Origin of the sequence: Pseudoduganella sp. OTU4001 (genome assembly GCF_038440195.1) — a bacterium.
Taxonomy (GTDB): domain Bacteria; phylum Pseudomonadota; class Gammaproteobacteria; order Burkholderiales; family Burkholderiaceae_D; genus Rugamonas.
On the sequence record NZ_JASATG010000025.1, the window covers coordinates 33,770 to 55,782 of the forward strand.

At 61.6% G+C, this 22,013-nt stretch carries 23 protein-coding genes; 18 read left to right on the top strand and 5 right to left on the bottom strand.

Annotated features, from left to right (window positions below):
* Positions 1–12 precede the first annotated feature (12 nt).
* The 5 genes from AAHE99_RS19690 to ompA form a co-directional block, all read right to left on the bottom strand.
* Positions 13–990: a hypothetical protein gene (locus tag AAHE99_RS19690; RefSeq protein ID WP_342119056.1), complete on the bottom strand. Its 978-nt coding sequence runs from the start codon at positions 988–990 to the stop codon at positions 13–15.
* An 85-nt stretch (positions 991–1,075) separates the two neighbouring features.
* Positions 1,076–1,768, bottom strand: a complete 693-nt coding sequence (locus tag AAHE99_RS19695) for an HAD family hydrolase (protein WP_342119057.1) — start codon at positions 1,766–1,768, stop codon at positions 1,076–1,078.
* Between the two features lie 14 nt (positions 1,769–1,782).
* Positions 1,783–2,478: a bifunctional 2-polyprenyl-6-hydroxyphenol methylase/3-demethylubiquinol 3-O-methyltransferase UbiG gene (ubiG, locus tag AAHE99_RS19700; protein WP_342119058.1), complete on the bottom strand. Its 696-nt coding sequence runs from the start codon at positions 2,476–2,478 to the stop codon at positions 1,783–1,785.
* Between the two features lie 51 nt (positions 2,479–2,529).
* Positions 2,530–2,997 carry a DUF2846 domain-containing protein gene (locus AAHE99_RS19705; RefSeq protein ID WP_342119059.1) on the bottom strand — a complete coding sequence of 156 codons (468 nt, stop codon included), beginning with the start codon at positions 2,995–2,997 and terminating at the stop codon, positions 2,530–2,532.
* A gap of 126 nt (positions 2,998–3,123) precedes the next feature.
* Positions 3,124–3,843: an outer membrane protein OmpA gene (gene ompA, locus AAHE99_RS19710; RefSeq protein WP_342119060.1), complete on the bottom strand. Its 720-nt coding sequence runs from the start codon at positions 3,841–3,843 to the stop codon at positions 3,124–3,126.
* Positions 3,844–4,088: 245 nt separating this feature from the next.
* Here ompA and gyrA point away from each other — a divergent pair, with 245 nt between their 5' ends.
* The 18 genes from gyrA (at position 4,089) to AAHE99_RS19800 (ending at position 22,008) form a co-directional block, all read left to right on the top strand.
* Positions 4,089–6,722, top strand: coding sequence for a DNA gyrase subunit A (gyrA, locus tag AAHE99_RS19715; protein WP_342119061.1), 2,634 nt, complete (start codon positions 4,089–4,091; stop codon positions 6,720–6,722).
* An 89-nt stretch (positions 6,723–6,811) separates the two neighbouring features.
* Positions 6,812–7,345: a DUF2059 domain-containing protein gene (locus tag AAHE99_RS19720; RefSeq protein WP_342119062.1), complete on the top strand. Its 534-nt coding sequence runs from the start codon at positions 6,812–6,814 to the stop codon at positions 7,343–7,345.
* A 9-nt stretch (positions 7,346–7,354) separates the two neighbouring features.
* On the top strand, positions 7,355–7,861 hold the full coding sequence (locus AAHE99_RS19725) for a DUF2059 domain-containing protein (RefSeq protein WP_342119063.1): 507 nt from the start codon (positions 7,355–7,357) through the stop codon (positions 7,859–7,861).
* Positions 7,862–7,876: 15 nt separating this feature from the next.
* Positions 7,877–8,962 (top strand): 3-phosphoserine/phosphohydroxythreonine transaminase, encoded by a 1,086-nt coding sequence (serC, locus tag AAHE99_RS19730; protein WP_342119064.1) that lies wholly within the window; start codon positions 7,877–7,879, stop codon positions 8,960–8,962.
* Positions 8,959–10,032 (top strand): prephenate dehydratase, encoded by a 1,074-nt coding sequence (gene pheA / locus AAHE99_RS19735; protein WP_342119065.1) that lies wholly within the window; start codon positions 8,959–8,961, stop codon positions 10,030–10,032. Before serC ends, pheA begins: the two co-directional genes overlap by 4 nt.
* A gap of 20 nt (positions 10,033–10,052) precedes the next feature.
* Complete coding sequence (gene hisC / locus AAHE99_RS19740) at positions 10,053–11,171, top strand: histidinol-phosphate transaminase (RefSeq protein ID WP_342119066.1); 1,119 nt, start codon at positions 10,053–10,055, stop codon at positions 11,169–11,171.
* Positions 11,164–12,084 carry a prephenate dehydrogenase gene (locus AAHE99_RS19745; RefSeq protein ID WP_342119067.1) on the top strand — a complete coding sequence of 307 codons (921 nt, stop codon included), beginning with the start codon at positions 11,164–11,166 and terminating at the stop codon, positions 12,082–12,084. Before hisC ends, AAHE99_RS19745 begins: the two co-directional genes overlap by 8 nt.
* 9 nt (positions 12,085–12,093) lie before the next feature.
* Complete coding sequence (gene aroA, locus AAHE99_RS19750) at positions 12,094–13,425, top strand: 3-phosphoshikimate 1-carboxyvinyltransferase (protein ID WP_342119068.1); 1,332 nt, start codon at positions 12,094–12,096, stop codon at positions 13,423–13,425.
* Between the two features lie 90 nt (positions 13,426–13,515).
* Positions 13,516–14,184 carry a (d)CMP kinase gene (gene cmk / locus AAHE99_RS19755; protein WP_342119069.1) on the top strand — a complete coding sequence of 223 codons (669 nt, stop codon included), beginning with the start codon at positions 13,516–13,518 and terminating at the stop codon, positions 14,182–14,184.
* Between the two features lie 66 nt (positions 14,185–14,250).
* The gene (rpsA, locus tag AAHE99_RS19760) at positions 14,251–15,927 is read left to right on the top strand and encodes a 30S ribosomal protein S1 (RefSeq protein ID WP_155453574.1); all 1,677 of its coding nucleotides are present in this window, start codon (positions 14,251–14,253) and stop codon (positions 15,925–15,927) included.
* A gap of 16 nt (positions 15,928–15,943) precedes the next feature.
* Positions 15,944–16,249, top strand: coding sequence for an integration host factor subunit beta (locus AAHE99_RS19765; protein ID WP_028100433.1), 306 nt, complete (start codon positions 15,944–15,946; stop codon positions 16,247–16,249).
* Positions 16,250–16,314: 65 nt separating this feature from the next.
* A complete protein-coding gene (locus tag AAHE99_RS19770) occupies positions 16,315–16,620 on the top strand; it encodes a LapA family protein (RefSeq protein WP_342119070.1) in 306 nt (101 codons plus the stop codon).
* A 7-nt stretch (positions 16,621–16,627) separates the two neighbouring features.
* Positions 16,628–17,803, top strand: a complete 1,176-nt coding sequence (gene lapB, locus AAHE99_RS19775) for a lipopolysaccharide assembly protein LapB (RefSeq protein WP_342119071.1) — start codon at positions 16,628–16,630, stop codon at positions 17,801–17,803.
* Between the two features lies 1 nt (position 17,804).
* Entirely contained in the window at positions 17,805–18,734 is a 930-nt protein-coding gene (rfaE1, locus tag AAHE99_RS19780) for a D-glycero-beta-D-manno-heptose-7-phosphate kinase (RefSeq protein ID WP_342119072.1), read from the top strand.
* 113 nt (positions 18,735–18,847) lie between these two features.
* Positions 18,848–19,816, top strand: a complete 969-nt coding sequence (locus tag AAHE99_RS19785; protein WP_342119073.1) for an OmpA family protein — start codon at positions 18,848–18,850, stop codon at positions 19,814–19,816.
* Positions 19,817–19,915: 99 nt separating this feature from the next.
* Positions 19,916–20,215 (top strand): ComEA family DNA-binding protein, encoded by a 300-nt coding sequence (locus AAHE99_RS19790; protein WP_342119074.1) that lies wholly within the window; start codon positions 19,916–19,918, stop codon positions 20,213–20,215.
* An 87-nt stretch (positions 20,216–20,302) separates the two neighbouring features.
* Positions 20,303–21,535 carry a DUF4214 domain-containing protein gene (locus tag AAHE99_RS19795; RefSeq protein WP_342119075.1) on the top strand — a complete coding sequence of 411 codons (1,233 nt, stop codon included), beginning with the start codon at positions 20,303–20,305 and terminating at the stop codon, positions 21,533–21,535.
* Positions 21,532–22,008, top strand: a complete 477-nt coding sequence (locus AAHE99_RS19800; RefSeq protein WP_342119076.1) for a TlpA family protein disulfide reductase — start codon at positions 21,532–21,534, stop codon at positions 22,006–22,008. Before AAHE99_RS19795 ends, AAHE99_RS19800 begins: the two co-directional genes overlap by 4 nt.
* Positions 22,009–22,013 lie beyond the last annotated feature (5 nt).

A 22,013-nucleotide genomic window follows, 5' to 3' on the forward strand; every position in this document is an offset into this window, starting at 1 on the left:
TGTTGGCGAACGTCAGGGTTCGATGGAAACGAGCGGGCGGGCGTCGTCGGGCAGGCGGCTGCAGCGGATCTCGCCGCCAGGGCCGAAGGTGACGTCGATCAGATGGCGGCGCGATACTGGTACATTGAAGGACTTCAGGTCGTGGAAGCCGTCGGCTTCCTTGAAGCCCAGGTCAATTCTCATGCCAACCAGCTGGTAGGTGTCGACCAGCAACGCCACGCGGTCGCGGCGGTTGTTCTGCTCGATCAGGCCGTGGTGGGCCGGCTTTTCGCCTTCAAAGTAGCGGATCAGCGCCGCTTCCATCATCTCCACATGCGAGCGCGGGGACGCTTCACCCAGGATGTCATCGGCGGCATTGGTTTGCACTTTGACATCCATGCGCTTGACCAGCAGGAAGGTGTCAAAAGTGTGCTCGTTTTCCTCTACGATGCGGTTCACCGCAGGGTAGCGGCCCTTGGCCAGCTTGGCTTGCGGGTCGCGCGTAATGCCGACGTACTGCACGATGCTGTCGAACTTCATATCGTGCGGGAAGCGCTGCAGCAGGTCGTGGATCGAGAAACACTCGGTCAGCGCGCCCCAGTTCAGGGTGATGTACTTGTCGTGCAGGGCGACCACGGGCTTTTTGAAGGTGGCCTCGAACGGCACCTCCAGCTCCATGGTGATCGATTCCTTGCGGTTTTCGGGACCGACCAGCAAGGGCACATTCAGTTTCAGGCCAAAGAAGCCCCAGCTGACGCCTTTTTTGCTGTCAAAGCGGATGCGCGGGCGGGCCACGACGAAGAACAGCAGCTGCTTTTCCATGGTCGCGTCGAGCGCGAACTGCATGCGGCGCTGGTAGCGGCCGATCGGGTCGCGGAAATCCGGCACCTGCATGTCGTTGACGAGCAGGTCGTACCAGTAGAAACGGCTCTCGGCAACAGAGGCATCCCAGCGCTGTGGAGCGCTGCTACGCGGCGGTAGCGCTGCCTCAATGTTGTCTTGCCCGTCCATATAGTCTCCACAATCCTGTAATTCTGTAATCGCTACTTACTATAGTATAGAAACTTATTGCTATTGAGCAAGTTCCTTGCGATTGCTAAGCTGCTAATGGTGTCGGCGATGGTACAGTTGCGCGGATCAGGGCGAGCAAATCTGCCGGCGTTGCCAGCAAATGGTCGGCGCCCCATGTGGCTGGTTCGATCGCGCCGCAGTAGCCCCATTGGCATGCCACGGTGCGCATGCCGGCGGCGTGGCCGGCCTGGATGTCGCGCAGGTCGTCGCCCACGTACCAGCAGTCTTCCGGCGCCAGGCCCAGGCGGGCGGCGGCTTCCAGCAGCGGGGCAGGGTGGGGCTTGGCGTGCGGGGTGGTATCGCCGGAAACCACGCAGCTGGCCTGGCCCAGGCCGATCTGCGGTACCAGCGGGTCGGTGAAGCGGGCCGGCTTGTTGGTGACGATGCCCCAGCGCAGGCCGGCGTCGGCAATCCCGGCCAGCAGTTCGTGCACGCCGTCGAACAGGGTGCTGTGCACCGCCATGGCGGCTTCGTAATTGCTGAAAAAGCCGTCGCGCAGCTCGTTAAAGCCTTCGTCCTGCGGCATCAGGCCGAAGGAGACGCCGATCATGCCGCGGGCGCCGTGCGATGCCTGCGGGCGCAGGATCTCGTACGGCGTCGGTTCCAGCCCGCGCACGGTGCGCAGCAGGTTGATGGCGGCCGCCAGGTCGGGGGCGGTATCGGCCAGTGTGCCATCCAGGTCGAACAGGATGGCGCGCGGGGCTTGGGTCAGGCTCATGGTGGGGTGGTGCTTTATTCCGGGCGGGTGCAGGCTACCAGGTAGTTAACACTGGTGTCGTTATTCAAGGAATAGACCTTGGTGAGCGGATTGTAGCCCATGCCTTTCAAGGCATCTACTTGCAATCCTGCCGTGCGGATATATTGCGACAGTTCCGCTGGGGTGATGAACTTTTCGTAATCGTGCGTGCCCTTGGGGAGCATGCGCAGCAGGTACTCGGCGCCGATCACGGCGAACAGGTAGGCCTTGGCGTTACGGTTCAGGGTCGAGAAGAATACGTGGCCGCCCGGTTTGACCAGGGTGGCGGCGGCGCGCACGATGGCGCCCGGATCGGGCACGTGTTCCAGCATTTCCATACAGGTCACCACGTCGTACTGGCCCGGCTCGGCGGCGGCCATGTCTTCGGCGGCGATCAGCTTGTAGCGCACCGGCACGCCGGATTCCAGGCTATGCAGGTCGGCTACCTTCAGCGCTTTTTCGGACAGGTCGATGCCGGTCACCTTGGCGCCTTTTTTGGCCATGGACTCGGACAGGATGCCCCCGCCGCAGCCGATATCGATTACGTTTTTCCCGGCCAGTGGGGCGCGGGCGTTGATCCATTCCAGGCGCAGTGGATTGATTTCGTGCAGGGGCTTGAATTCGGAAGTGGGATCCCACCAATGGTGGGCCAGCTCACTGAATTTTTGAAGTTCTAATGGGTCGGCGTTCATAGGCGGGATGATACTGGACTTTTTGGCGGGGCCAAAGCACCGCAGGGCTATTTAGGACTTTGCGCCGCTGCAGGAGCCTGGTTTTGCCATTTCGAGCTTGGCGATATCGGCCTTGCCTTGCTCTTCGGTCATCTGCTCAACGCCGGCGCCGCCGACGAATACGCCCATCTTGATGTATTGGCGGACGAAGTAGTTCTTGCCGGAATCGACCTTCAGTTCCAGGTCGTTCGGGGAGAATTCGGATTCGGTGGAAACCTTGATCATTTTGCCGCCTTCAACCTGGGTGTAGAAGAACACGTCGGCTGCGCTTTCGCCCAGGCACTTGCCGTCAACCCAGATGTCTTTCTTCAGCGCACCGCCAACGAAGCTGTTGCGGTACACGTACAGGCCGGCATTCTTGGCGGCTGGGGCGTTGAATTGCTTGGCCTGGGCCGATTCTTCCTTGCTGGCCATGCTGACCGATGCGCAGCCGGTAACGAGGAAGGATGCGGCGATGATTGCCAGTGGAGCGAACTTCATATTTTTCCTTATAGGGGTTTGTGGTGACGCGTATCCTATAAGAAAGTTACTAAATTTTCAATTGCTTTCAGGCAAAAAAAAGCCCCGCTCTAGGGCGGGGCTGGAATAGCGCAATTGCGCCGGGAATTACTTCTTGGTGCCAACGACCTCGATTTCCACGCGGCGGTTCTTGGCGCGGCCTTCGGCGGTCTTGTTGTCGGCGACCGGTTGCTTTTCGCCTTTGCCTTCGGTGTAGACGCGGTTGGCTTCCACGCCTTTGCTCAGCAGGTAGGCTTTGACGGCTTCTGCGCGGCGCAGCGACAGTTTGTCGTTGTAGGCGTCGGTGCCGACGGAGTCGGTGTGGCCCACGCCAATGATCACTTCGAGGTTGATGGTGCCGAGCTTGCTGACCACGTCGTCCAGCTTGGCTTTACCTTCGGGCTTCAGCACGGCTTTGTCGAAGTCGAAGAAGGCGTCAGCGGCGAAGGAGACTTTTTCCGCAGTCGGGACCGGGGCAGGGGCCGGCGCCGGGGCAGGCTGCACTGGTACTGGCGGCTGGGCTGGTGCCGGTGGCGGCGGTGGCAGTACGCATTTGCCGTTTTCTAGCTTCTCCGGCGGGGTGCAGATCGGCAGGTCGCAGCCTGGCACTGCATCGGCCGGGGTCCAGTAGCCGGTGCGCCAGCACAGGCCGAACGGGTTGCGGGCGATGATGCCGCGCGCATCCTGCACGTAGGCGCTCTTCGGGGTTGGGGCTTTGATGTCGACGGTAACCGGCGCGAATGGCGGGGCGGTCGGTTTTTCCTGGGCCAGTGCGGAGCCAGCCAGCACGGAAGATGCGGCGATCAGGGTGGCGAACAGTTTATTCATATTGATCTTGTCCTTATCCGGGGGAAATCCATTAGTTTCCAGTCCATTTTGCCATAGTTTGCAAAACCTCATCAAAAGCGCAGGAACAGGGAGGTTTCACGCATCCGACCAAAATGTTGTTTTGTTGCAACGCGATGGCCATAATAGTTGGCATTTGTGTCAACCCAATGACTTTCGTCCCTCGCACCGGGCGCCATGCTAAAATCGCAGGCTTGTGTGTCTGGACAATATAGATCGACCCGCCAATGGATCAATTCGCTAAAGAAACAATCCCAATTTCCCTCGAAGAAGAGATGCGCAAGAGCTACCTCGATTACGCCATGAGCGTGATCGTGGGTCGAGCCCTGCCTGACGCTCGCGATGGCCTGAAGCCTGTGCACCGCCGCGTCCTGTTCGGGATGCACGAACTGAACAACGTGTGGAACCGTCCTTACGTGAAATGCGCCCGTGTCGTGGGTGAAGTCATGGGTAAATACCACCCGCACGGCGACGCGTCGATTTACGACACGCTGGTGCGTATGGCGCAGGACTTCTCCCTGCGCTACATGCTGGTGGACGGCCAGGGTAACTTCGGTTCCATCGACGGCGACAACGCCGCGGCGATGCGTTACACCGAGTGCCGCCTGGACAAGATCTCGACCGAGCTGCTGGCCGACATCGACAAGGAAACTGTCGATTTCGCGCCGAACTACGACGGCAAGGAGAAAGAGCCGACCGTCCTGCCGACCAAGATTCCTAACCTGCTGATCAACGGTTCGTCCGGTATTGCAGTGGGTATGGCGACCAACATCCCTCCGCATAACCTGACGGAAGTGATCAACGGCGCGCTGCACGTGCTGTCCAACCCGGATTGCTCGATCGATGAGCTGATCGAAATCATCCCGGCGCCGGACTTCCCGACCGGCGGCACCATTTACGGCGTGTCGGGCGTGCGCGATGGCTACCGCACCGGCCGTGGCCGCGTGGTGATGCGCGCCAAGACCCACTTCGAGGAATACGGCAAGGAAGGCGGCCGCACCGCGATCATCGTGGACGAGCTGCCGTACCAGGTCAATAAGAAGTCCCTGCTGGAGCGCATCGCCGAGAACGTGCGCGACAAGAAGCTGGAAGGCATTTCCGACATCCGCGACGAGTCCGACAAGTCGGGCATGCGCGTGGTGATCGAGCTGAAACGCGGTGAAGTGCCGGAAGTGGTGCTGAACAACCTGTACAAGCAGACCCAGTTGCAGGACACCTTCGGCATGAACATGGTCGCCCTGGTGGACGGCCAGCCGAAGCTGATGAACCTGAAGGACCTGCTGGCGACCTTCCTGTCGCACCGCCGCGAAGTCGTTACCCGCCGTACCATCTTCGAACTGCGCAAGGCGCGCGAGCGCGGCCACGTGCTGGAAGGCCTGGCAGTGGCGCTGGCGAACATCGACGAATTCATCGCCATCATCAAGGCAGCTCCGACTCCGCCGATCGCGAAGCAGGAACTGATGAACCGCGCCTGGGATTCGTCCCTGGTGCGCGAGATGCTGAAGCGTACCGGCGACGAAGGCCAGGCTGGCATCGAAGCCTTCCGTCCAGAGCACCTGCCGAAGCACTACGGCATGCAGCAGGATGGCCTGTACAAGCTGTCCGACGACCAGGCAGGCGAAATCCTGCAAATGCGTCTGCAGCGCCTGACCGGTCTGGAGCAGGACAAGATCGTCAACGAGTACAAGGAAGTGATGGCCCTGATCGCCGACCTGCTGGACATCCTGTCCAAGCCGGCCCGCGTGACCGCCATCATTACCGACGAACTGAACGCCTCCAAGCTGGAATTCGGCGACAAGGATCCGCGCCGCTCGAACATCGAGAACAACGCGACAGACCTGGAAACCGAGGACCTGATCACGCCGCAGGACATGGTGGTGACCTTGTCGCACATGGGCTATATGAAGGCCCAGCCGCTGTCCGAATACCGCGCCCAGAAGCGCGGCGGTCGTGGCAAGCAGGCGGCAGCGACCAAAGATGAAGACTGGATCGACCAGCTGTTCATCGCCAACACGCACGACTACATCCTGTGCTTCTCCAACCGCGGCCGCATGTACTGGCTGAAGGTGTGGGAAGTGCCGCAAGGCTCGCGTACTTCGCGCGGCAAGCCGATCGTGAACATGTTCCCACTGCAGGACAACGAGAAGATCACCGTGGTGCTGCCGCTGTCGGGCGAAAACCGTACCTTCCCGGAAGATCACTACGTGTTCATGTCGACCAGCCTGGGTACTGTGAAGAAGACCCCGCTGAAGGACTTCTCCAACCCGCGTAAGGCCGGCATTATCGCTGTCGACCTGGACGAGGGCGACTTCCTGATCGGTGCGGCGCTGACCGATGGCCAGCACGACGTGATGCTGTTCTCCGACGCCGGCAAGGCCGTGCGCTTCGACGAGAACGACGTGCGTCCAATGGGCCGTACCGCGCGTGGTGTGCGCGGCATGAACCTGGAAGAAGGCCAGAGCGTGATCGCGCTGCTGGTGGCGGAGAACGAAGAGCAGTCGGTGCTGACCGCGACCGAGAACGGTTTCGGCAAGCGTACCCCGATCACCGAGTACACCCGTCACGGCCGTGGCACCAAGGGCATGATCGCGATCCAGACCTCCGAGCGTAATGGCAAGGTGGTGGCGGCGACCCTGGTCACCAAGACCGACGAGATCATGCTGATCACCACCGGCGGTGTGCTGATCCGCACCCGCGTGTCGGAGATCCGTGAGATGGGCCGTGCTACCCAGGGCGTGACCCTGATCGCGGTGGAGGACGGCACCAAGCTCTCGGGCTTGCAACGTATCGTTGAAGCCGACGCCGACGAGCCGGAGGTTGAGGCAGAGGCAGACGCAGAAGGCGGCGCAGCAGCCGAATAAGGCTGACCCGCAACGGGCCCCGTCTGAGCATTCAGGCCGGGCCCGTTAGTTTTTTTAACCCCCCAAAAAAATCAAAAAACAAATAAGCAATGAAGAAAATCGTCGTAGCGCTACTGACTTCCTTGGCCTTGTCGCAAGGCGCATTTGCGGCTGACGCTGCGCCGGCGCCGGTCGCGGCCAATGTCGCCGCCGTGCATGAGCTGCTGGATGCCATGAACTTCCGCCGCACCTGGCAGGCGTCCATGGACCAGATGGGGAAGTCCCTGCCGGTCCTGATTCGCCAGCAGATTGAGTCGTCTGTGTCCGTCAAGAAGCTGACCGAAGCTGAGCGCAAGGATCGCCTGGCGAAGATGGAAGCCGAAATGCCGAAAGTGGTCGCGGTACTGGTCGGCGTGCTGCAGGACCCGGGCATGATGGCGGATATGGAAAATGAAATGGTGTCGCTGTATTCGCGCCATTTCACCGCCGAAGAATTGAAGCAGATGGCTGCCTACTACCGCACCCCGGTCGGGCAGAAGAACATGCAGATGATGCCGCAGGTAATGGCGGAGTCGATGGCGATCAGCCAGCGCATTACTACTCCACGTCTGCAGAAAGCCATGGAGCAGTTCAAAGACAAATAAGGAGCTGGTATGAAGAAGACGGCGTTCGCCATCGCGATTTTTGCTGTTGCAGCCATTGCCCATGCCGGTCCGCCGAGCGAGGCGGCAGTACGTGAGCTGCTGGATGCCACCAACGCCCGCGCCAATATGGTTGCGGCGATGCAGAACATGTCCAAGGCAATGCCGCAAATCCTGCGTGCACGCGCGGAGGCCGCCGTCCGTAACAACCCCCAGCTCAATGAGGAGCAGCGCAAGGCGGAAATGGCAAACGTGGAACGCCGTTTGCCGTTGATCGCTTCTGGAATCCAGAAGGAACTGAGCGACCCGAAATTGGTTGATGAGCTGTTTGCGGAAGTGGTGCCGCTGTACGTGCGCCATTTCACGGCCGACGACGTCAAGGCCTTGACCGCCTTCTACCGTACCCCGGCCGGCAAGAAATCGCTGGAAGTCATGCCGGTGCTGATGATGGAGAGCGCCCAGGCCGCACAGAAGCTGACGCAGGAGCGCGCCAAGCGCATCGTCGAACAATTCAAGTAACAGAAGGATAGTATCGTGGCGAACATCTACAATTTCTCCGCCGGCCCGGCCGTGCTGCCTAAGGAAGTGCTGCAACAGGCGGCCGCTGAAATGCTGGACTGGCAGGGCAGCGGGATGTCCGTCATGGAGATGAGCCACCGCGGGCCGGAGTTCATTTCGATCTACCGCGCCGCGGAGCGCGACCTGCGCGAGCTGCTGGCGGTGCCGGACAACTACAAGATCCTGTTCATGCAGGGTGGCGGCCTGTCGCAGAACGCCGTGCTGCCGATGAACCTGTGCGGCGGCGCCGACAGCACCATCGACTTTGTGCAGACCGGTTCCTGGTCGTCCAAGTCGATCAAGGAGGCCGCACGCTATGCTCGCGTGAACGTGGCCGCATCGTCGCAGGCGACCAAATTCGACCGCGTGCCCGACCAGGCGGAGTGGAAGCTGACCCCTGGCGCGTCCTACCTGCACGTCTGCACCAACGAAACCATCGATGGCGTTGAGTTCAACTTCGTGCCGACCGTGCAGGGCGATACCCCGCTGGTGGCCGATATGTCCTCGCACATCTTGTCGCGCCCTGTGGACGTGAGCAAGTACGGTGTCATCTTCGGCGGCGCGCAAAAGAATATCGGCCCGGCCGGCGTGACCGTGGTCATCGTGCGCGATGACCTGATCGGCAAGGCGCTGCCATTCTGCCCGTCCGCGTTCGATTTCAAGAACGTGGCGGAGAATGAATCGATGTACAACACGCCACCCACCTACGGCATCTATATCGCCGGCCTGGTGTTCCAGTGGCTGAAAAAGCAGGGCGGCGTGGCCGCCATGGAAAAGCGTAATATTGAGAAAGCCGAGCTGCTGTACCAGGCGCTCGACGCCGACGACTTCTACCAGAACCGCGTCGCAAAAGAATACCGCTCGCGCATGAACATCCCGTTCTATTTGCGCGACGAATCGCAGAACGAAGCATTCCTGGCCGGCGCGAAGGCGCGCGGGCTATTGCAGCTGAAGGGCCACAAGTCCGTCGGTGGTATGCGGGCATCGATTTATAACGCGATGCCGATCGAGGGCGTGCAAGCGCTGGTCGACTACCTCAACGAATTTGCAGGCAGAAAATGAGTGACAAATTGAAACCCTTGCGCGAGAAGATCGATTCGATCGACGCGCAAATCCTGGCGCTGCTGAATGAGCGCGCCAAAGTGGCGGAGCAGGTTGGCCATGTGAAGGCCGAGACCAACGCGCCCGTCTTCCGTCCCGAACGCGAGGCCCAGGTGCTGCGCGGCGTGGCCGAGCGCAACCCCGGCCCGCTGGGCGCGCGAGAAGTGCAAACCATCTTCCGCGAAATCATGTCGGCTTGCCGCGCGCTGGAGCGCCGCGTGACCGTGGCCTTCCTCGGCCCGGCCGGCACTTTCAGCGAGCAGGCCGTGTACGCGCAGTTCGGCACCGCGATTGAAGCGCTGCCTTGCGCCTCCATCGACGAAGTGTTCCGCGCCACCGAGGCGGGTACCGCCGATTTCGGCGTGGTGCCGGTCGAGAACTCGTCCGAAGGCGCGGTCAACCGCACGCTGGACCTGATGCTGGCCACCCCATGCCTGATCAGCGGCGAGATCGCGATTGCCGTCCACCATAGCCTGATGACCAAGACCGGCTCCATGGAAGGCGTCAAGGTGATCTGCGCCCATTCGCAGGCGCTGGCGCAGTGCCAGGTGTGGCTGAACCAGAATTTTCCGAATATCGAGCGCCGCGCCGTGGCCTCGAACGCCGAAGCCGCGCGCATGGCGGGCCAGGACGCGACCATCGCCGCCATCGCCAGCGAGCACGCCGGCTCCCAGTACGGCCTGGGCGTCACCCACGCCCACATCCAGGACGACCCGCACAACCGGACCCGCTTCGTGGTGATCGGCAGCCTGCAGACCAACCCGTCCGGCAAGGACCACACCTCGATGGTGCTGGCGGTACCGAACAAGGCCGGCGCGGTGTACCACCTGCTGGCGCCACTGTCCAAGCACGGCGTATCGATGACGCGCTTCGAATCGCGTCCGGCGCGCATGGGCACCTGGGAATATTATTTTTATGTAGACGTGGAAGGGCACGTACAAGACCCGTCCGTGGCAAAGGCGTTGGCCGAACTCAAGGACAATGCTGCCTTCTTCAAAGTGCTGGGCTCCTACCCGACCAGCCTCACCTGACTTTTTAAGAGATTAGATCCATGTCCAAGAATTACGGCCCTGAATACGTTCGCGCAATCGCCCCTTACCAGGCAGGCAAGCCAATCTCCGAAGTGGCGCGCGAATTCGGCCTGCAGGAAGAGAACATCGTCAAACTGGCATCCAATGAAAACCCGTTCGGCGTGCCTGAATCGGCGCAGAAGGCCATGGCCGCTGCCGCCGCGGAGCTGGGCCGCTACCCGGATGCCAACGCCTTCGACCTGAAGATGGCGCTGTCCAAGCGCTACGACGTGCCGATGGACTGGATCACCCTGGGCAACGGCTCCAACGACATCCTGGAAATCGCCGCCCACGCTTTCGTTGAGCGCGGCCAGTCCGTGGTGTACTCGCAGTATTCCTTCGCCGTGTACGCGCTGGCGACCCAGGGCATCGGCGCGCGCCACATCGTGGTGCCGGCCAAGAACCACGGCCACGACCTGGACGCCATGGCTGCCGCGATCGAGGCGGACACCAAGCTGGTGTTCATCGCCAACCCGAACAACCCGACCGGTACCTTCATTTCCGGCGCCGAGATCGAAGCCTTCCTGCAGAAAGTGCCGGCGCACGTGGTTGTGGTGCTGGACGAGGCGTACAACGAATTCCTGAAGAAGGAAGACCAGTACGAATCCGCCGCCTGGGTCAAGAAGTACCCGAACCTGCTGGTATCGCGCACCTTCTCCAAGGCCTACGGCCTGGCCGGCCTGCGCGTCGGCTTCGCGCTGGCGCAGCCGGAAGTGACCGACCTGATGAACCGCATCCGCCAGCCGTTCAACGTCAACTCGCTGGCGCAAGCCGCCGCGATTGCTGCGCTGAACGACAAGGAGTTCCTGGAGAAGTCGGCCGCCAATAACGCCGCCGGCTACGAGCAGTTCGTGGAAGCGTTCAAGGAACTGGGCCTGGAGTATGTGCCTTCTTACGGCAACTTCGTGCTGGTGCGCGTGGGTAACGACGATGCCGCCGGTGCGCGCATCAACCTGGCGCTGCTGAAGCAGGGCGTGATCGTGCGCCCGGTGGGCAACTACGGCCTGCCGCAGTGGCTGCGTATTTCCATCGGCCTGCCGCAAGAAAATGCGGTGCTGATCACTGCGCTGCGCAAGGCGCTGGCGGAGGACCGTGCTTAACAAGGTAGTCATTTTCGGCGTTGGCCTGATCGGCGGCTCGTTTGCGCGGGCGCTGAAGCGGGCTGGCGCCGTGCATCACATCGTCGGCGTCGAGCGCTCGGTGGCCTACATGGCCCGCGCGCTGGAACTGGGCATCATCGATAGCGGCCTGCCGGGCGCCAACGCCGCCGGCCTGGCTGACGCGCTGGCTGGCGCCGACCTGGTGCTGCTGGCTGCGCCGGTGGCGCAGACTGGCCGCATTCTGGCAGCAATCAAGCCTTACCTCGATCCCGCCACCGTTGTCACCGACGCCGGCAGCACCAAGTGCGACGTGGTCGCTTCGGCGCGCGCCGCACTGGGCGACCGTGTAGCGCAGTTCGTGCCGGGCCACCCGATCGCCGGCCGAGAGACCAATGGCCCGGATGCCGCCATCGCCGACCTGTACCGCGGCAAAAAGACCGTCATCACGCCACTGGCCGAGAACGCCCCGGAAGCCGTGGAGCGCGTCGCCAAAGCCTGGCGCGATTGCGGCGCCATCATCCACACCCTGACCCCGGAAGAACACGACAAAGTATTCGCCGCCGTCAGCCATCTTCCCCACCTGCTGGCCTACGCGCTGGTAGACGACATCGAACGCAAGTCCCACTCGGATTTGCTGTTCCAATATGCTGCCAGCGGATTCCGCGACTTCACCCGCATCGCCGGCAGCTCGCCTGAAATGTGGCGCGATATCAGCCTCGCCAACCAGGCCGCACTCCTGACCGAGCTGGATGCATATCTGGCACAATTAACCCGTTTGCGCGCCAGCCTTGCCGCTGGCGACGCCGCCGCGCTCGAAGCGGTCTACGCCAATGCCCAGCGCGCGCGCCGGCAGTGGATCGAAACCATCGAGGCGGCCGAGCCGCCGCAACCGAAAGACGCGGCGGCAGAATAAGGAACACGCATGACTGAATATCCGCATTACCTGGACCTGCTGCCGGTCGCCCACGTCGAAGGCGTGGTGCGACTGCCTGGCTCCAAATCGATTTCCAACCGCATCCTGCTGCTGGCCGCGCTGGCGGAGGGCGAGACCCGCGTGGTCGACCTGCTGGCCTCCGACGACACCGCCGTGATGCTGGCCGCGCTGCGCTCGCTGGGCGTGGACTGGACCGAAGAACGCGATGGCGACAGCACTGTGCACGTAGTGCAGGGCGTGAAGGGCAACTGGCCGCTGCGCACTGCCGACCTGTTCATGGGCAATGCCGGCACCGCCATCCGTCCGCTGACCGCCGCGCTGGCGGTGATCGGCGGCGACTACAAGGTGCACGGCGTGCCGCGCATGCACGAACGCCCGATCGGCGACCTGGTGGACGCGCTGAACGCGGCCGGCGCCGATATCGAATACACGATGAACAAGGGCTATCCGCCGCTGCACATCCGCACTGGCGAGTTCAAGTCGCAGCGCCTGTCGGTGCGCGGCGATGTGTCGAGCCAGTTCCTGACTGCGCTGCTGATGGTGGCGCCGCTGATGGCGCGCGAGCAGGCCATCACTATCGCGGTTGAGGGCGAGCTGATTTCCAAGCCGTATATCGAGATTACGCTGAACCTGATGCGCCGCTTCGGCGCCGTGGTGGAGCAGGATGGCTGGGCGTCGTTCACCATCCCGGCGGGGCAGGTTTACCAGAGCCCGGGCACCATCCACGTGGAAGGCGACGCTTCCAGCGCGTCCTACTTCCTGGCTGCCGGCGCGATTGGCCGTGGCCCGCTGCGCGTGCAGGGTGTGGGCCGTGACTCCATCCAGGGCGATGTGCGCTTTGCGCAAGCGCTGGAGCAGATGGGCGCGACCATCACCATGGGCGATAACTGGATTGAGGCCAGCGCTAACGGCCCGCTGAAGGCGGTGGATATGGACTTCAACCACATCCCCGACGCCGCCATGACGATCGCAGTAGCTGCGTTGTACGCTGAAGGCACCACCACCTTGCGCAATATCGCCTCCTGGCGTGTGAAGGAAACCGACCGCCTGACAGCCATGGCGACTGAGCTGCGCAAGCTGGGTGCGAAGGTGGAGGAGGGCGCTGATTGGCTGTCCGTTACTGCCCCGCGTACGCTGATGCCGGCCACTATTGATACTTATGACGACCACCGCATGGCGATGTGCTTCTCGTTGGCCTCGCTGGATGGGTTTATCCGGAAGGGCGCCAAGGTGCGGATTAATGACCCTAAGTGTGTCGCGAAGACTTTCCCGGATTACTTTGCTGCGTTTGCGTCTATCGCTAAGCGTGGTAGCGTTTAACTTTTAGCCAAAACCGGTAAACCGGTCGGATGGCCGCCCCACCTGACCCTGCGGGTCAGGCACTGGGGTACCGGTTTAGAAATTAACCATATGCCAACATCGAACATCCCAGTCATCACCATCGACGGCCCGACCGCTAGCGGCAAGGGCACCGTAGCCCACAAGGTTGCGGACAAGCTTGGCTTCCACCTGCTGGACTCCGGCGCACTGTACCGCTTGACAGCTTTGCAAGCCCTGCGCCGTGAAACCAACCTGAACGACGAGCACGCCCTGGCCAAGCTGGCCGAGCACCTGAACATCCACTTCGCCGGCGACGCCATTTATTTGTCGCAAGAAAACGTCACCGACGCCATCCGCGCCGAAGAAGTTGGCAATACTGCATCAAAAATCGCCGCCCTCCCAGCCGTGCGCCAAGCGCTGTACGGGCTGCAACTGAGTTTCCGCAAGACACCAGGCCTGGTCGCCGACGGCCGCGACATGGGCTCCGTGATCTTCCCGCACGCCCCGTTGAAGGTGTTTTTGACCGCCTCCGTGGAAGCCCGCGCCGATCGCCGCTATAAGCAATTGATCGGAAAGGGAATTTCTGCTAGTATGCAAGACCTGCTGATGGATTTGAAGGCGCGCGACGACCGGGATATGAACCGGGCCATCGCACCTTTAGCCCCGGCAGAGGGAGCGCACATCCTCGATACATCTGAAATGAACGCTGATGAAGCGACCGAGCAGGTGTTGAAATGGTGGGCAGCTACCCACAAATAATTTGTTCAACCCTTCCCAGTTGAAGCCGCATATCGCGGGCCTTACTGGCTAACCTGGAAATAAATAATGGAAAGTTTTGCAGCCCTCTTCGAAGAGTCCCTGTCGCGTCAAGACATGCGCTCTGGCGAAGTGATCTCCGCTGAAGTCGTGCGTCTGGACCACAACTTTGTGATCGTTAACGCCGGCCTGAAATCGGAAGCTTTCATTCCTGTTGAAGAATTCAAGAATGACCAAGGCGAACTGGAAGTCAAAGTAGGCGACTTCGTTTCCGTGGCCATCGAATCGCTGGAAAATGGTTTCGGCGATACCATCCTGTCCCGTGACAAGGCTAAGCGCCTGGCATCGTGGCTGGCACTGGAAAAAGCAATGGAATCCGGCGAGATCGTCGTTGGTACCGTGAATGGCAAGGTCAAAGGCGGCCTGACCGTTCTGACCAACGGCATCCGTGCTTTCCTGCCAGGTTCGCTGGTAGACACCCGTCCAGTTAAGGACACCACCCCATTCGAAGGCAAGACCCTCGAGTTCAAGGTTATCAAGCTGGACCGCAAGCGTAACAACGTGGTTCTGTCCCGCCGCGCCGTCATCGAAGCTTCGATGGGCGAAGAGCGTCAGAAGCTGATGGAAACCCTGAAAGAAGGCACCGTGGTAACCGGCGTCGTCAAGAACATCACCGACTACGGTGCGTTCGTTGACCTGGGCGGCATCGACGGCCTGCTGCACATCACCGACCTGGCATGGCGTCGTGTACGTCACCCATCGGAAGTGCTGACCGTGGGTCAAGAAATCACCGCTAAGGTCCTGAAGTACGATCAAGAGAAGAACCGTGTGTCCCTGGGCGTGAAGCAACTGGGCGACGATCCTTGGACCGGTCTGTCCCGTCGTTACCCACAAGGCACCCGCCTGTTCGGTAAAGTCACCAACCTGACCGACTACGGTGCGTTCGTTGAAGTGGAACAGGGCATCGAAGGCCTGGTGCACGTTTCCGAAATGGACTGGACCAACAAGAACGTAGCTCCGAACAAGGTTGTCCAGCTGGGCGACGAAGTTGAAGTGATGGTTCTGGAAATCGACGAAGAGCGTCGTCGTATCTCCCTGGGCATGAAGCAGTGCAAGGCAAACCCTTGGGACGACTTCGGCATGACCCACAAGAAGGGCGATAAGGTCAAGGGCGCAATCAAGTCGATCACCGACTTCGGCGTGTTCATCGGCCTGCCAGGCAACATCGACGGCCTGGTGCACCTGTCCGACCTGTCCTGGACCGAGTCCGGCGAAGAAGCCGTACGCAAGTTCAAGAAAGGTGACGAACTGGAAGCCGTGGTTCTGGCAATCGACGTTGAGCGTGAGCGCGTTTCCCTGGGCGTTAAGCAACTGGAAGGCGATCCATTCAACAACTTCGCAGCCATGAACGACAAGGGCTCCCTGGTTACCGGTACCGTTAAGTCGGTTGAGCCAAAAGGCGCCGTAATCGCCCTGTCCGAAGAAGTTGAAGGCTACCTGCGCGCTTCCGAAATCTCCCGCGACCGCGTGGAAGATGCCGGCACCCACCTGAAGGTTGGTGATTCCGTGGAAGCCCTGGTGATCAACATCGATCGCAAGGCACGTTCGATCCAGCTGTCGATCAAAGCTAAAGACAACGCAGAAACTGCTGAAGTGATGTCCAAGATGGCCGCTGATTCCAGCGCCGCATCCGGCACCACCAGCCTGGGCGCGCTGCTGAAGGCTAAGTTCGACAACAAGAACTAATCTACCGAGCACTTAGATGACTAAGTCCGAATTGATCAACCGCCTGGCTGAGCGTTACTCTCAGCTGGTGGCTAAAGATGCGGAGTATGCCGTCAAGACCATCCTCGATGCGATGACCAACGCTTTGGCTGACGGCCAGCGCATCGAGATCCGTGGTTTTGGCAGCTTTGCCCTGAATTCGCGGCCGCCACGCATTGGACGCAATCCGAAGTCCGGCGACAAGGTGATGGTTCCTGAAAAACGGGTTCCTCACTTCAAGCCTGGCAAGCAGTTGCGCGAAAGGGTCGATGCGATGGTCGGGCAACCGATCATCGAGGATTGAGTCTCTGGCTAGTAGAATGAAGGGGGCGGGCATTTGCCTGCCCCTTTTTTAATTTGGAACCGACAATGAAATTAATTTCGACCGCCTTCGGCGTTGTCCTGTTTGTCCTGTTCTTTGGTTTTGCCCTGAAAAACACGCAGGAAGTAGACCTGCATCTCTTCCTCAATTACGAGCTGCGCGGCCCGCTGGTGCTGATGCTGCTGGCCTTCTTCGTGGCCGGCGCCGCCCTGAGCATCCTCGCGCTGACCCCTACCTTGTTCCGCCAGCGCCGCGAATCGAACAAGCAGAAATCCACTATCCAGTCCCTGCAGACCGCTGCCATGCAAGTGAACGAGCGCCCGCAGCCGGATAGCGTCAACACCCAGCACTAAGAAAAATATGGATTTTGAACTCTGGTGGCTGCTGGGCATCCCAGCCTTCTTCGCCCTCGGCTGGATCGCCGCACGCGTCGACATCCGCGCCGTGGTGTCCGAATCGCGCACCCTGCCGCGCGGCTATTACAAAGGCCTGAACCACCTGCTGAACGACCAGCCGGATCGCGCCATTGATTCCTTCATCGAGATCGTCAAGCTCGATCCCGAAACCGCCGACATGCACTTCGCGCTGGGCAACCTGTTCCGCCGCCGCGGCGAGACCGAGCGCGCGATCCGCGTGCACCAGAACCTGCTGTCGCGTCCCGACCTGCCGGCCGAACAACGCGCCCACGCCGAATATGAGCTGGGCCAGGATTACCTGAAAGCCGGCCTGCTGGACCGCGCGGAAGAAACCTATAAGCGCCTGCTCGATACTTCGCACGCGGTGCAGGCGCGCCGCGCGCTGCTGGAGATTTTCCAGCGCGAGAAGGAATGGCAGCGCGCCATCGAAGCCGCCCTGGCATTGCAGGAAGCAGGCGCCGGCTCGCGCCAAAAGGAAATCTCGCAGTTCTACTGCGAACTGGCGCAGGACGCGCTGGTGCACATGAAGCCCGAGGAAGCGGAAGCCTTGCTGGAAAAGGCCCTGCAGGCCGACCGCGCCAGCGTACGCGCCACCATCCTGTGCGGCGACGCCCAACTGGCCAAAGGCGACACCGAAGCCGCGCTGATGACCTGGCGCCGCGTCGAGCAGCAATCCGTGCCGCACACCGCGCTGGTGGCGACGCGCCTGATGGATGGCTACCGCAAAGTGGGCCGTCCGCAGGAAGGTGTCAGCCTGCTCAAGTCCTACCTGGAGCAAGCCTCCTCGATCGACTTGCTGGAAGTGGTGTTCAAGGCCGTCATCGAACTGGATGGCGTGGACGCCGCCAAGCAAGTGGTGATCGACGAACTGCGCCGCACCCCGACCCTGCTGGGCCTCGACAAGCTGCTGGAAGCACGCATGATGGACGCGCCGGCCGCTGTGTTGTCCGAGCTGTCGATGGTGAAGAACCTGGTGCACGGCTACACCCAAAAGCTGGCCCGCTACCAGTGCAGCCATTGCGGCTTCAAAGCGCGCCAGTTCTACTGGCACTGCCCGGGCTGCAGCCGCTGGGATTCCTACCCGCCGCGCCGCACCGAAGAACTTAATGTGATGAACTGATATGACCCAAGCTCCTGCCCTCGACAAAGTCCGCATCCTCGTCGCCGGTGACGTCATGCTGGACCGTTACTGGTTCGGCGATGTAAGCCGCATCTCGCCGGAAGCCCCGGTCCCGGTGGTGCGCATTGAGCGCCGCGAAGCCCGCCTGGGCGGCGCCGCCAACGTCGCGCGCAACGCCGCCGCGCTGGGCGCGCATGCCGGCCTGCTCGGCATCATCGGCGCCGACGAAGCTGGCGCCGAAGTGGAGCAGCTGCTGCAAGGCGGCGGCATCCACAGCTACCTGAAGCACGACAACGCCATCTCCACCATCATCAAGCTGCGCGTGATCGGCCGCCAGCAGCAGATGGTGCGTATCGACTTCGAAGAAGCGCCAAGCGACGCCGTACTGCGCAACAAGCTGGTGCAGTTCAAGACCCTGCTGCCGGAGTACGACGTGATCGTGCTGTCCGACTACAACAAGGGCGGCCTGGTTGACGTGGCCGAAATGATCGCCACCGCGCGCGCCGCCGGCAAGATTGTGATGGTCGACCCGAAAGGCGACGACTTCTCGCCATACAAAGGCGCCACCGTGCTCACCCCGAACAAGTCCGAGCTGAAGCGCATCGTCGGCTCCTGGAACAGCGAAGAGCAGCTGATCACCAAGGCCCAGAACCTGCGCACCGAACTCCAGCTCGACGCACTGCTGCTGACCCGTTCGGAAGAGGGCATGACCCTGTTCACTGGCGACGGCATCTTCAACGTCCAGGCCAGCGCCCGTGAAGTGTTCGACGTCTCCGGCGCCGGGGACACCGTGATCGCCACCGTGGCCGCCATGCTCGGCTCAGGCGCCGGCTGGCAAGAAGCCGTCGAAACCGCCAACCGCGCCGGCGGCATCGTGGTCGGCAAGCTCGGCACCGCCACCGTCACCCGCGACGAGCTCTTCCCCGCCTAAGCCTTCTCAAAGGCAAAACAGGGACGTAACACGTTTCCGCAGCGCGGAAACGTGTTACGTCCCTGTTTTGCTTTTTGTTATATTGGCAATCCATCCAACTCTGAGCGATTGCCATGCGTGCCTACCTCCCGATCCTGCTGGTGGCTATTTCTCTGCAAGCCAGCGCGCAACCCAACTTCACTAAAGATATCGCCGGCGGCAGCGACCATCCGCTGCTGCGCCGCTATGAGGGCTCCATGCTGTACATGTACGGCGGGGAGAACATGGGGCCGGCGCGCATAGTCGATCTGGAAGGCTCTAAGCCTGCCCTGCGCGCGGTAGAGGGCAAGGTGGCCAACCGCTTCTACTGGGGGCCGAAGGGACGTAGCGCGCTGGAGGTGCACCGCAATTTCCAGCAGGCGCTGACGGCCGCCGGTTTCAAAGTCCTGTACGCCTGCGAGACCGACCAGTGCGAGAAGGCGAAGGTGCAGTACCTGGTTCAGGAACTGCCGCGTGAGGCGAGCTGGAAAGAGTTCAACGCCCACGTCAGCAGCATCTTCAATAGCGCCAACCAGCCGCGCTTCCACCTGATCAGCGCAGCCAAGCCTGGGCCGGGCGGCAATACTTATGTTCAGGTTGCATTGAGCGACCACAACGAATACCAGCGCGTGCGCCAGTTCGTGCAAATCATCGAGCCGGCCACGCTGGAGGGTGGCAAGGTCACTGTTGATACCAAGGCGATCCAGGAAGGCTTGCAGCGCGACGGCAAGGTGGCGCTGTATGGCGTGACCTTCGACACCAACAAGGCCGTCATCCGCGAGCAGTCGACTGAGCAACTGGAGCAAATGGCCAAGGCACTCAAGGCCAGCCCGGCCATGAAGGTCTTCATCGTTGGCCATACGGATGACCAGGGCGAGTTCGAGTCCAACCTGGGCCTGTCGCAAAAGCGCGCGCAAGCGGTGGCTGAGGCGCTGGCCGGCAAGTACGGCATCGCCGCCAACCGTATGACGCCGCGCGGCGTGGCCAACCTGGCGCCAGTGGCCAGCAATGCCAGCGATGAAGGCCGGGCAAAGAACCGTCGTGTGGAATTAGTTGTGCGTTGATTGATCTGCCTCAAACGCCGCGCGGACTGCGTCAGCCGTCCGGCGCGTGCTGCGTTGTGGCTGGGCGAGGTCTTCTCGCGACCCACTTAGGAGGCAATCATGATCAGGAAACTGCTACTCGCCGCCGCCACGCTGGTGGCTTGCATGGGCATGGCGTTCGCCCAGGTTGACGTCAATAAAGCCGACCAGGCCGCGCTCGACAGTATCAAAGGCATTGGTCCGGCCAAGTCCAAAGCCATCATGGCTGAGCGCGCCAAGGGTGAGTTCAAGGATTGGTCGGACTTCGAGCAGCGTGTCAAAGGCATCGGCGAGAAGAACGCCATCAAACTGTCGGAGGCGGGGCTGATGGTCAACGGCAAGGCGCGCGATGGGGCTGTACGCAAGGAAACGCGCAAATAAGGTAAGATAAAGGCGGATGGTTTGGTTTTACTTGAAGAGGGACGCCTTTACATGAAACCGATGTTCCGCCTAGCTTGCTGTGGCATCATGCTCAGCCTGGCCGCTTGCGGCGGCAATAACGATACGTCGATCGCAGCAAAATCGCCAACGCGAACTGCCGCCGCTGCCGCCATCCAGGCTGCGGCCCTGCCGGAAGTAAACCTGCCGGGCTACCGCAGCCAATACACGATTGTCGCTTCCGGCGGCAATTTCCTGGTCACCGATATCACCACCGGCCAGACCGCCACCTATACAGCGGGCCAGCGCTTGCGCATGCTGGATGGGGGCGTCGCCTTCGATCTTGCAGGTAATGCCGGGCAGTCGTTCCGCCTGTACCAGGCCGCCTTTGACCGCGCTCCCGACGTCTGGGGACTAGGCTTCTACATCAATGCCTACGATAACGGCGTGGTGCCGGACGTGATTTCGCAGTCCTTTATCGACAGCCAGGAATTCTCCTCGAAATACGGCAGCCTGGACAACGCCGCCTTCCTGACGGTGCTGTATAACAATGTGCTGCACCGTGCGCCGGACCAGGGCGGCTACGACTTCAACCTGAGCTACCTGAACGGCACCAACCCGACAGGCACCACCGTGACGCGGGCGCAAATGCTGCGCTTCTTCGCCGATTCGGCCGAGAACGTGTCGCTGACTGAACCGAGTACCAGGAATGGTATCGAATACCTGCCGTGGGGGATGACCCTGCCGGAAACGCCGGTGGCGACCTACGTTGGCAAGTACGACGGCAATTTCGGCGGTACCGAAGGCGGCCCGGTCTCCTTCACCTTTAACGCCAACGGGGGCATTACGCTGACGGCGCATAACAACGTCTCCGGCGCCGATATGAGCGGCACCGGCACGGTGGCCAACGGCGGCAAGCTTACCGCCCAGATGAGCGGCGGTGGCCGCACCATCAACCTGACCGGTTCGGTGAACGCGGCGACCGGGTATGTGACCGGTAGCTGGACCTTTGCTGGCGCCGCTGGCGGTGGCGTCGTGGTGGCGATCAAGGCCGCGGTGCCGGTTGGGCCGCAGTTCTCGCAGGTCAAAGCCATCATCACCCAGCGCTGCGTGCCGTGCCACTCGGTGAAGCCAACCATACCGGGCTATCCTGTGGCGCCGAACGGTATCCGCCTGGATACCGAGCAGGAAATCCGTAACCGCGCCGGCCAGATCTACGCGGTGACGGTCCAGTCACAATTCATGCCTTACCTGAACCAGACTGGCATGACGCAGGAAGAGCGCGACTATATTGGCCAGTGGTTCAACGCGGGTACGCCGTGAGCGCGCGCCTGAGGTATAGTGCGGCCGGCGCGCTGGCCGCGTTCGCGTTTGCGGCGCAGGCAGCGCCGCCTGCGCTGGCGCCGTCCTTCGACCTGCCCGGCGCACGCCTGGCGGACTTGCGCGGCAAGGTGGTTTATGTGGACTTCTGGGCCTCCTGGTGCGGCCCGTGCCGCAAGTCCTTCCCCTGGATGAACACCTTGCAGCAGCGCCATGGCCCTGCCGGCTTGCAGGTGGTGGCCATCAATGTCGACGAAAAGCGCGAGGATGCGGCGGCCTTCCTGGCCAAAGTGCCCGCCAGCTTCACCATCGCTTACGACCCGGCCGGCGTAACGCCGAAAGCCTATGGCATCAAGGGCATGCCGAGCAGTGCCCTGGTCGGCCGCGATGGCCAGCTGCTGTGGATGCATTCGGGATTCAACGAGGCGGACAAGGATAAGCTCGAAGAGCGCATCCGTGCCGCTCTCCAACCTTAGGAGCA

Excerpts from the sequence above, each read along its gene's own strand:
- AAHE99_RS19690 (WP_342119056.1), bottom strand. The coding sequence starts at position 990 with ATGGACGGGCAAGACAACATTGAGGCAGCGCTACCGCCGCGTAGCAGC.
- AAHE99_RS19695 (WP_342119057.1), bottom strand. The coding sequence starts at position 1,768 with ATGAGCCTGACCCAAGCCCCGCGCGCCATCCTGTTCGACCTGGATGGC.
- ubiG (WP_342119058.1), bottom strand. The coding sequence starts at position 2,478 with ATGAACGCCGACCCATTAGAACTTCAAAAATTCAGTGAGCTGGCCCAC.
- AAHE99_RS19705 (WP_342119059.1), bottom strand. The coding sequence starts at position 2,997 with ATGAAGTTCGCTCCACTGGCAATCATCGCCGCATCCTTCCTCGTTACC.
- ompA (WP_342119060.1), bottom strand. The coding sequence starts at position 3,843 with ATGAATAAACTGTTCGCCACCCTGATCGCCGCATCTTCCGTGCTGGCT.
- gyrA (WP_342119061.1), top strand. The coding sequence starts at position 4,089 with ATGGATCAATTCGCTAAAGAAACAATCCCAATTTCCCTCGAAGAAGAG.
- AAHE99_RS19720 (WP_342119062.1), top strand. The coding sequence starts at position 6,812 with ATGAAGAAAATCGTCGTAGCGCTACTGACTTCCTTGGCCTTGTCGCAA.
- AAHE99_RS19725 (WP_342119063.1), top strand. The coding sequence starts at position 7,355 with ATGAAGAAGACGGCGTTCGCCATCGCGATTTTTGCTGTTGCAGCCATT.
- pheA (WP_342119065.1), top strand. The coding sequence starts at position 8,959 with ATGAGTGACAAATTGAAACCCTTGCGCGAGAAGATCGATTCGATCGAC.
- hisC (WP_342119066.1), top strand. The coding sequence starts at position 10,053 with ATGTCCAAGAATTACGGCCCTGAATACGTTCGCGCAATCGCCCCTTAC.
- aroA (WP_342119068.1), top strand. The coding sequence starts at position 12,094 with ATGACTGAATATCCGCATTACCTGGACCTGCTGCCGGTCGCCCACGTC.
- cmk (WP_342119069.1), top strand. The coding sequence starts at position 13,516 with ATGCCAACATCGAACATCCCAGTCATCACCATCGACGGCCCGACCGCT.
- rpsA (WP_155453574.1), top strand. The coding sequence starts at position 14,251 with ATGGAAAGTTTTGCAGCCCTCTTCGAAGAGTCCCTGTCGCGTCAAGAC.
- AAHE99_RS19765 (WP_028100433.1), top strand. The coding sequence starts at position 15,944 with ATGACTAAGTCCGAATTGATCAACCGCCTGGCTGAGCGTTACTCTCAG.
- AAHE99_RS19770 (WP_342119070.1), top strand. The coding sequence starts at position 16,315 with ATGAAATTAATTTCGACCGCCTTCGGCGTTGTCCTGTTTGTCCTGTTC.
- lapB (WP_342119071.1), top strand. The coding sequence starts at position 16,628 with ATGGATTTTGAACTCTGGTGGCTGCTGGGCATCCCAGCCTTCTTCGCC.
- rfaE1 (WP_342119072.1), top strand. The coding sequence starts at position 17,805 with ATGACCCAAGCTCCTGCCCTCGACAAAGTCCGCATCCTCGTCGCCGGT.
- AAHE99_RS19785 (WP_342119073.1), top strand. The coding sequence starts at position 18,848 with ATGCGTGCCTACCTCCCGATCCTGCTGGTGGCTATTTCTCTGCAAGCC.
- AAHE99_RS19790 (WP_342119074.1), top strand. The coding sequence starts at position 19,916 with ATGATCAGGAAACTGCTACTCGCCGCCGCCACGCTGGTGGCTTGCATG.
- AAHE99_RS19795 (WP_342119075.1), top strand. The coding sequence starts at position 20,303 with ATGCTCAGCCTGGCCGCTTGCGGCGGCAATAACGATACGTCGATCGCA.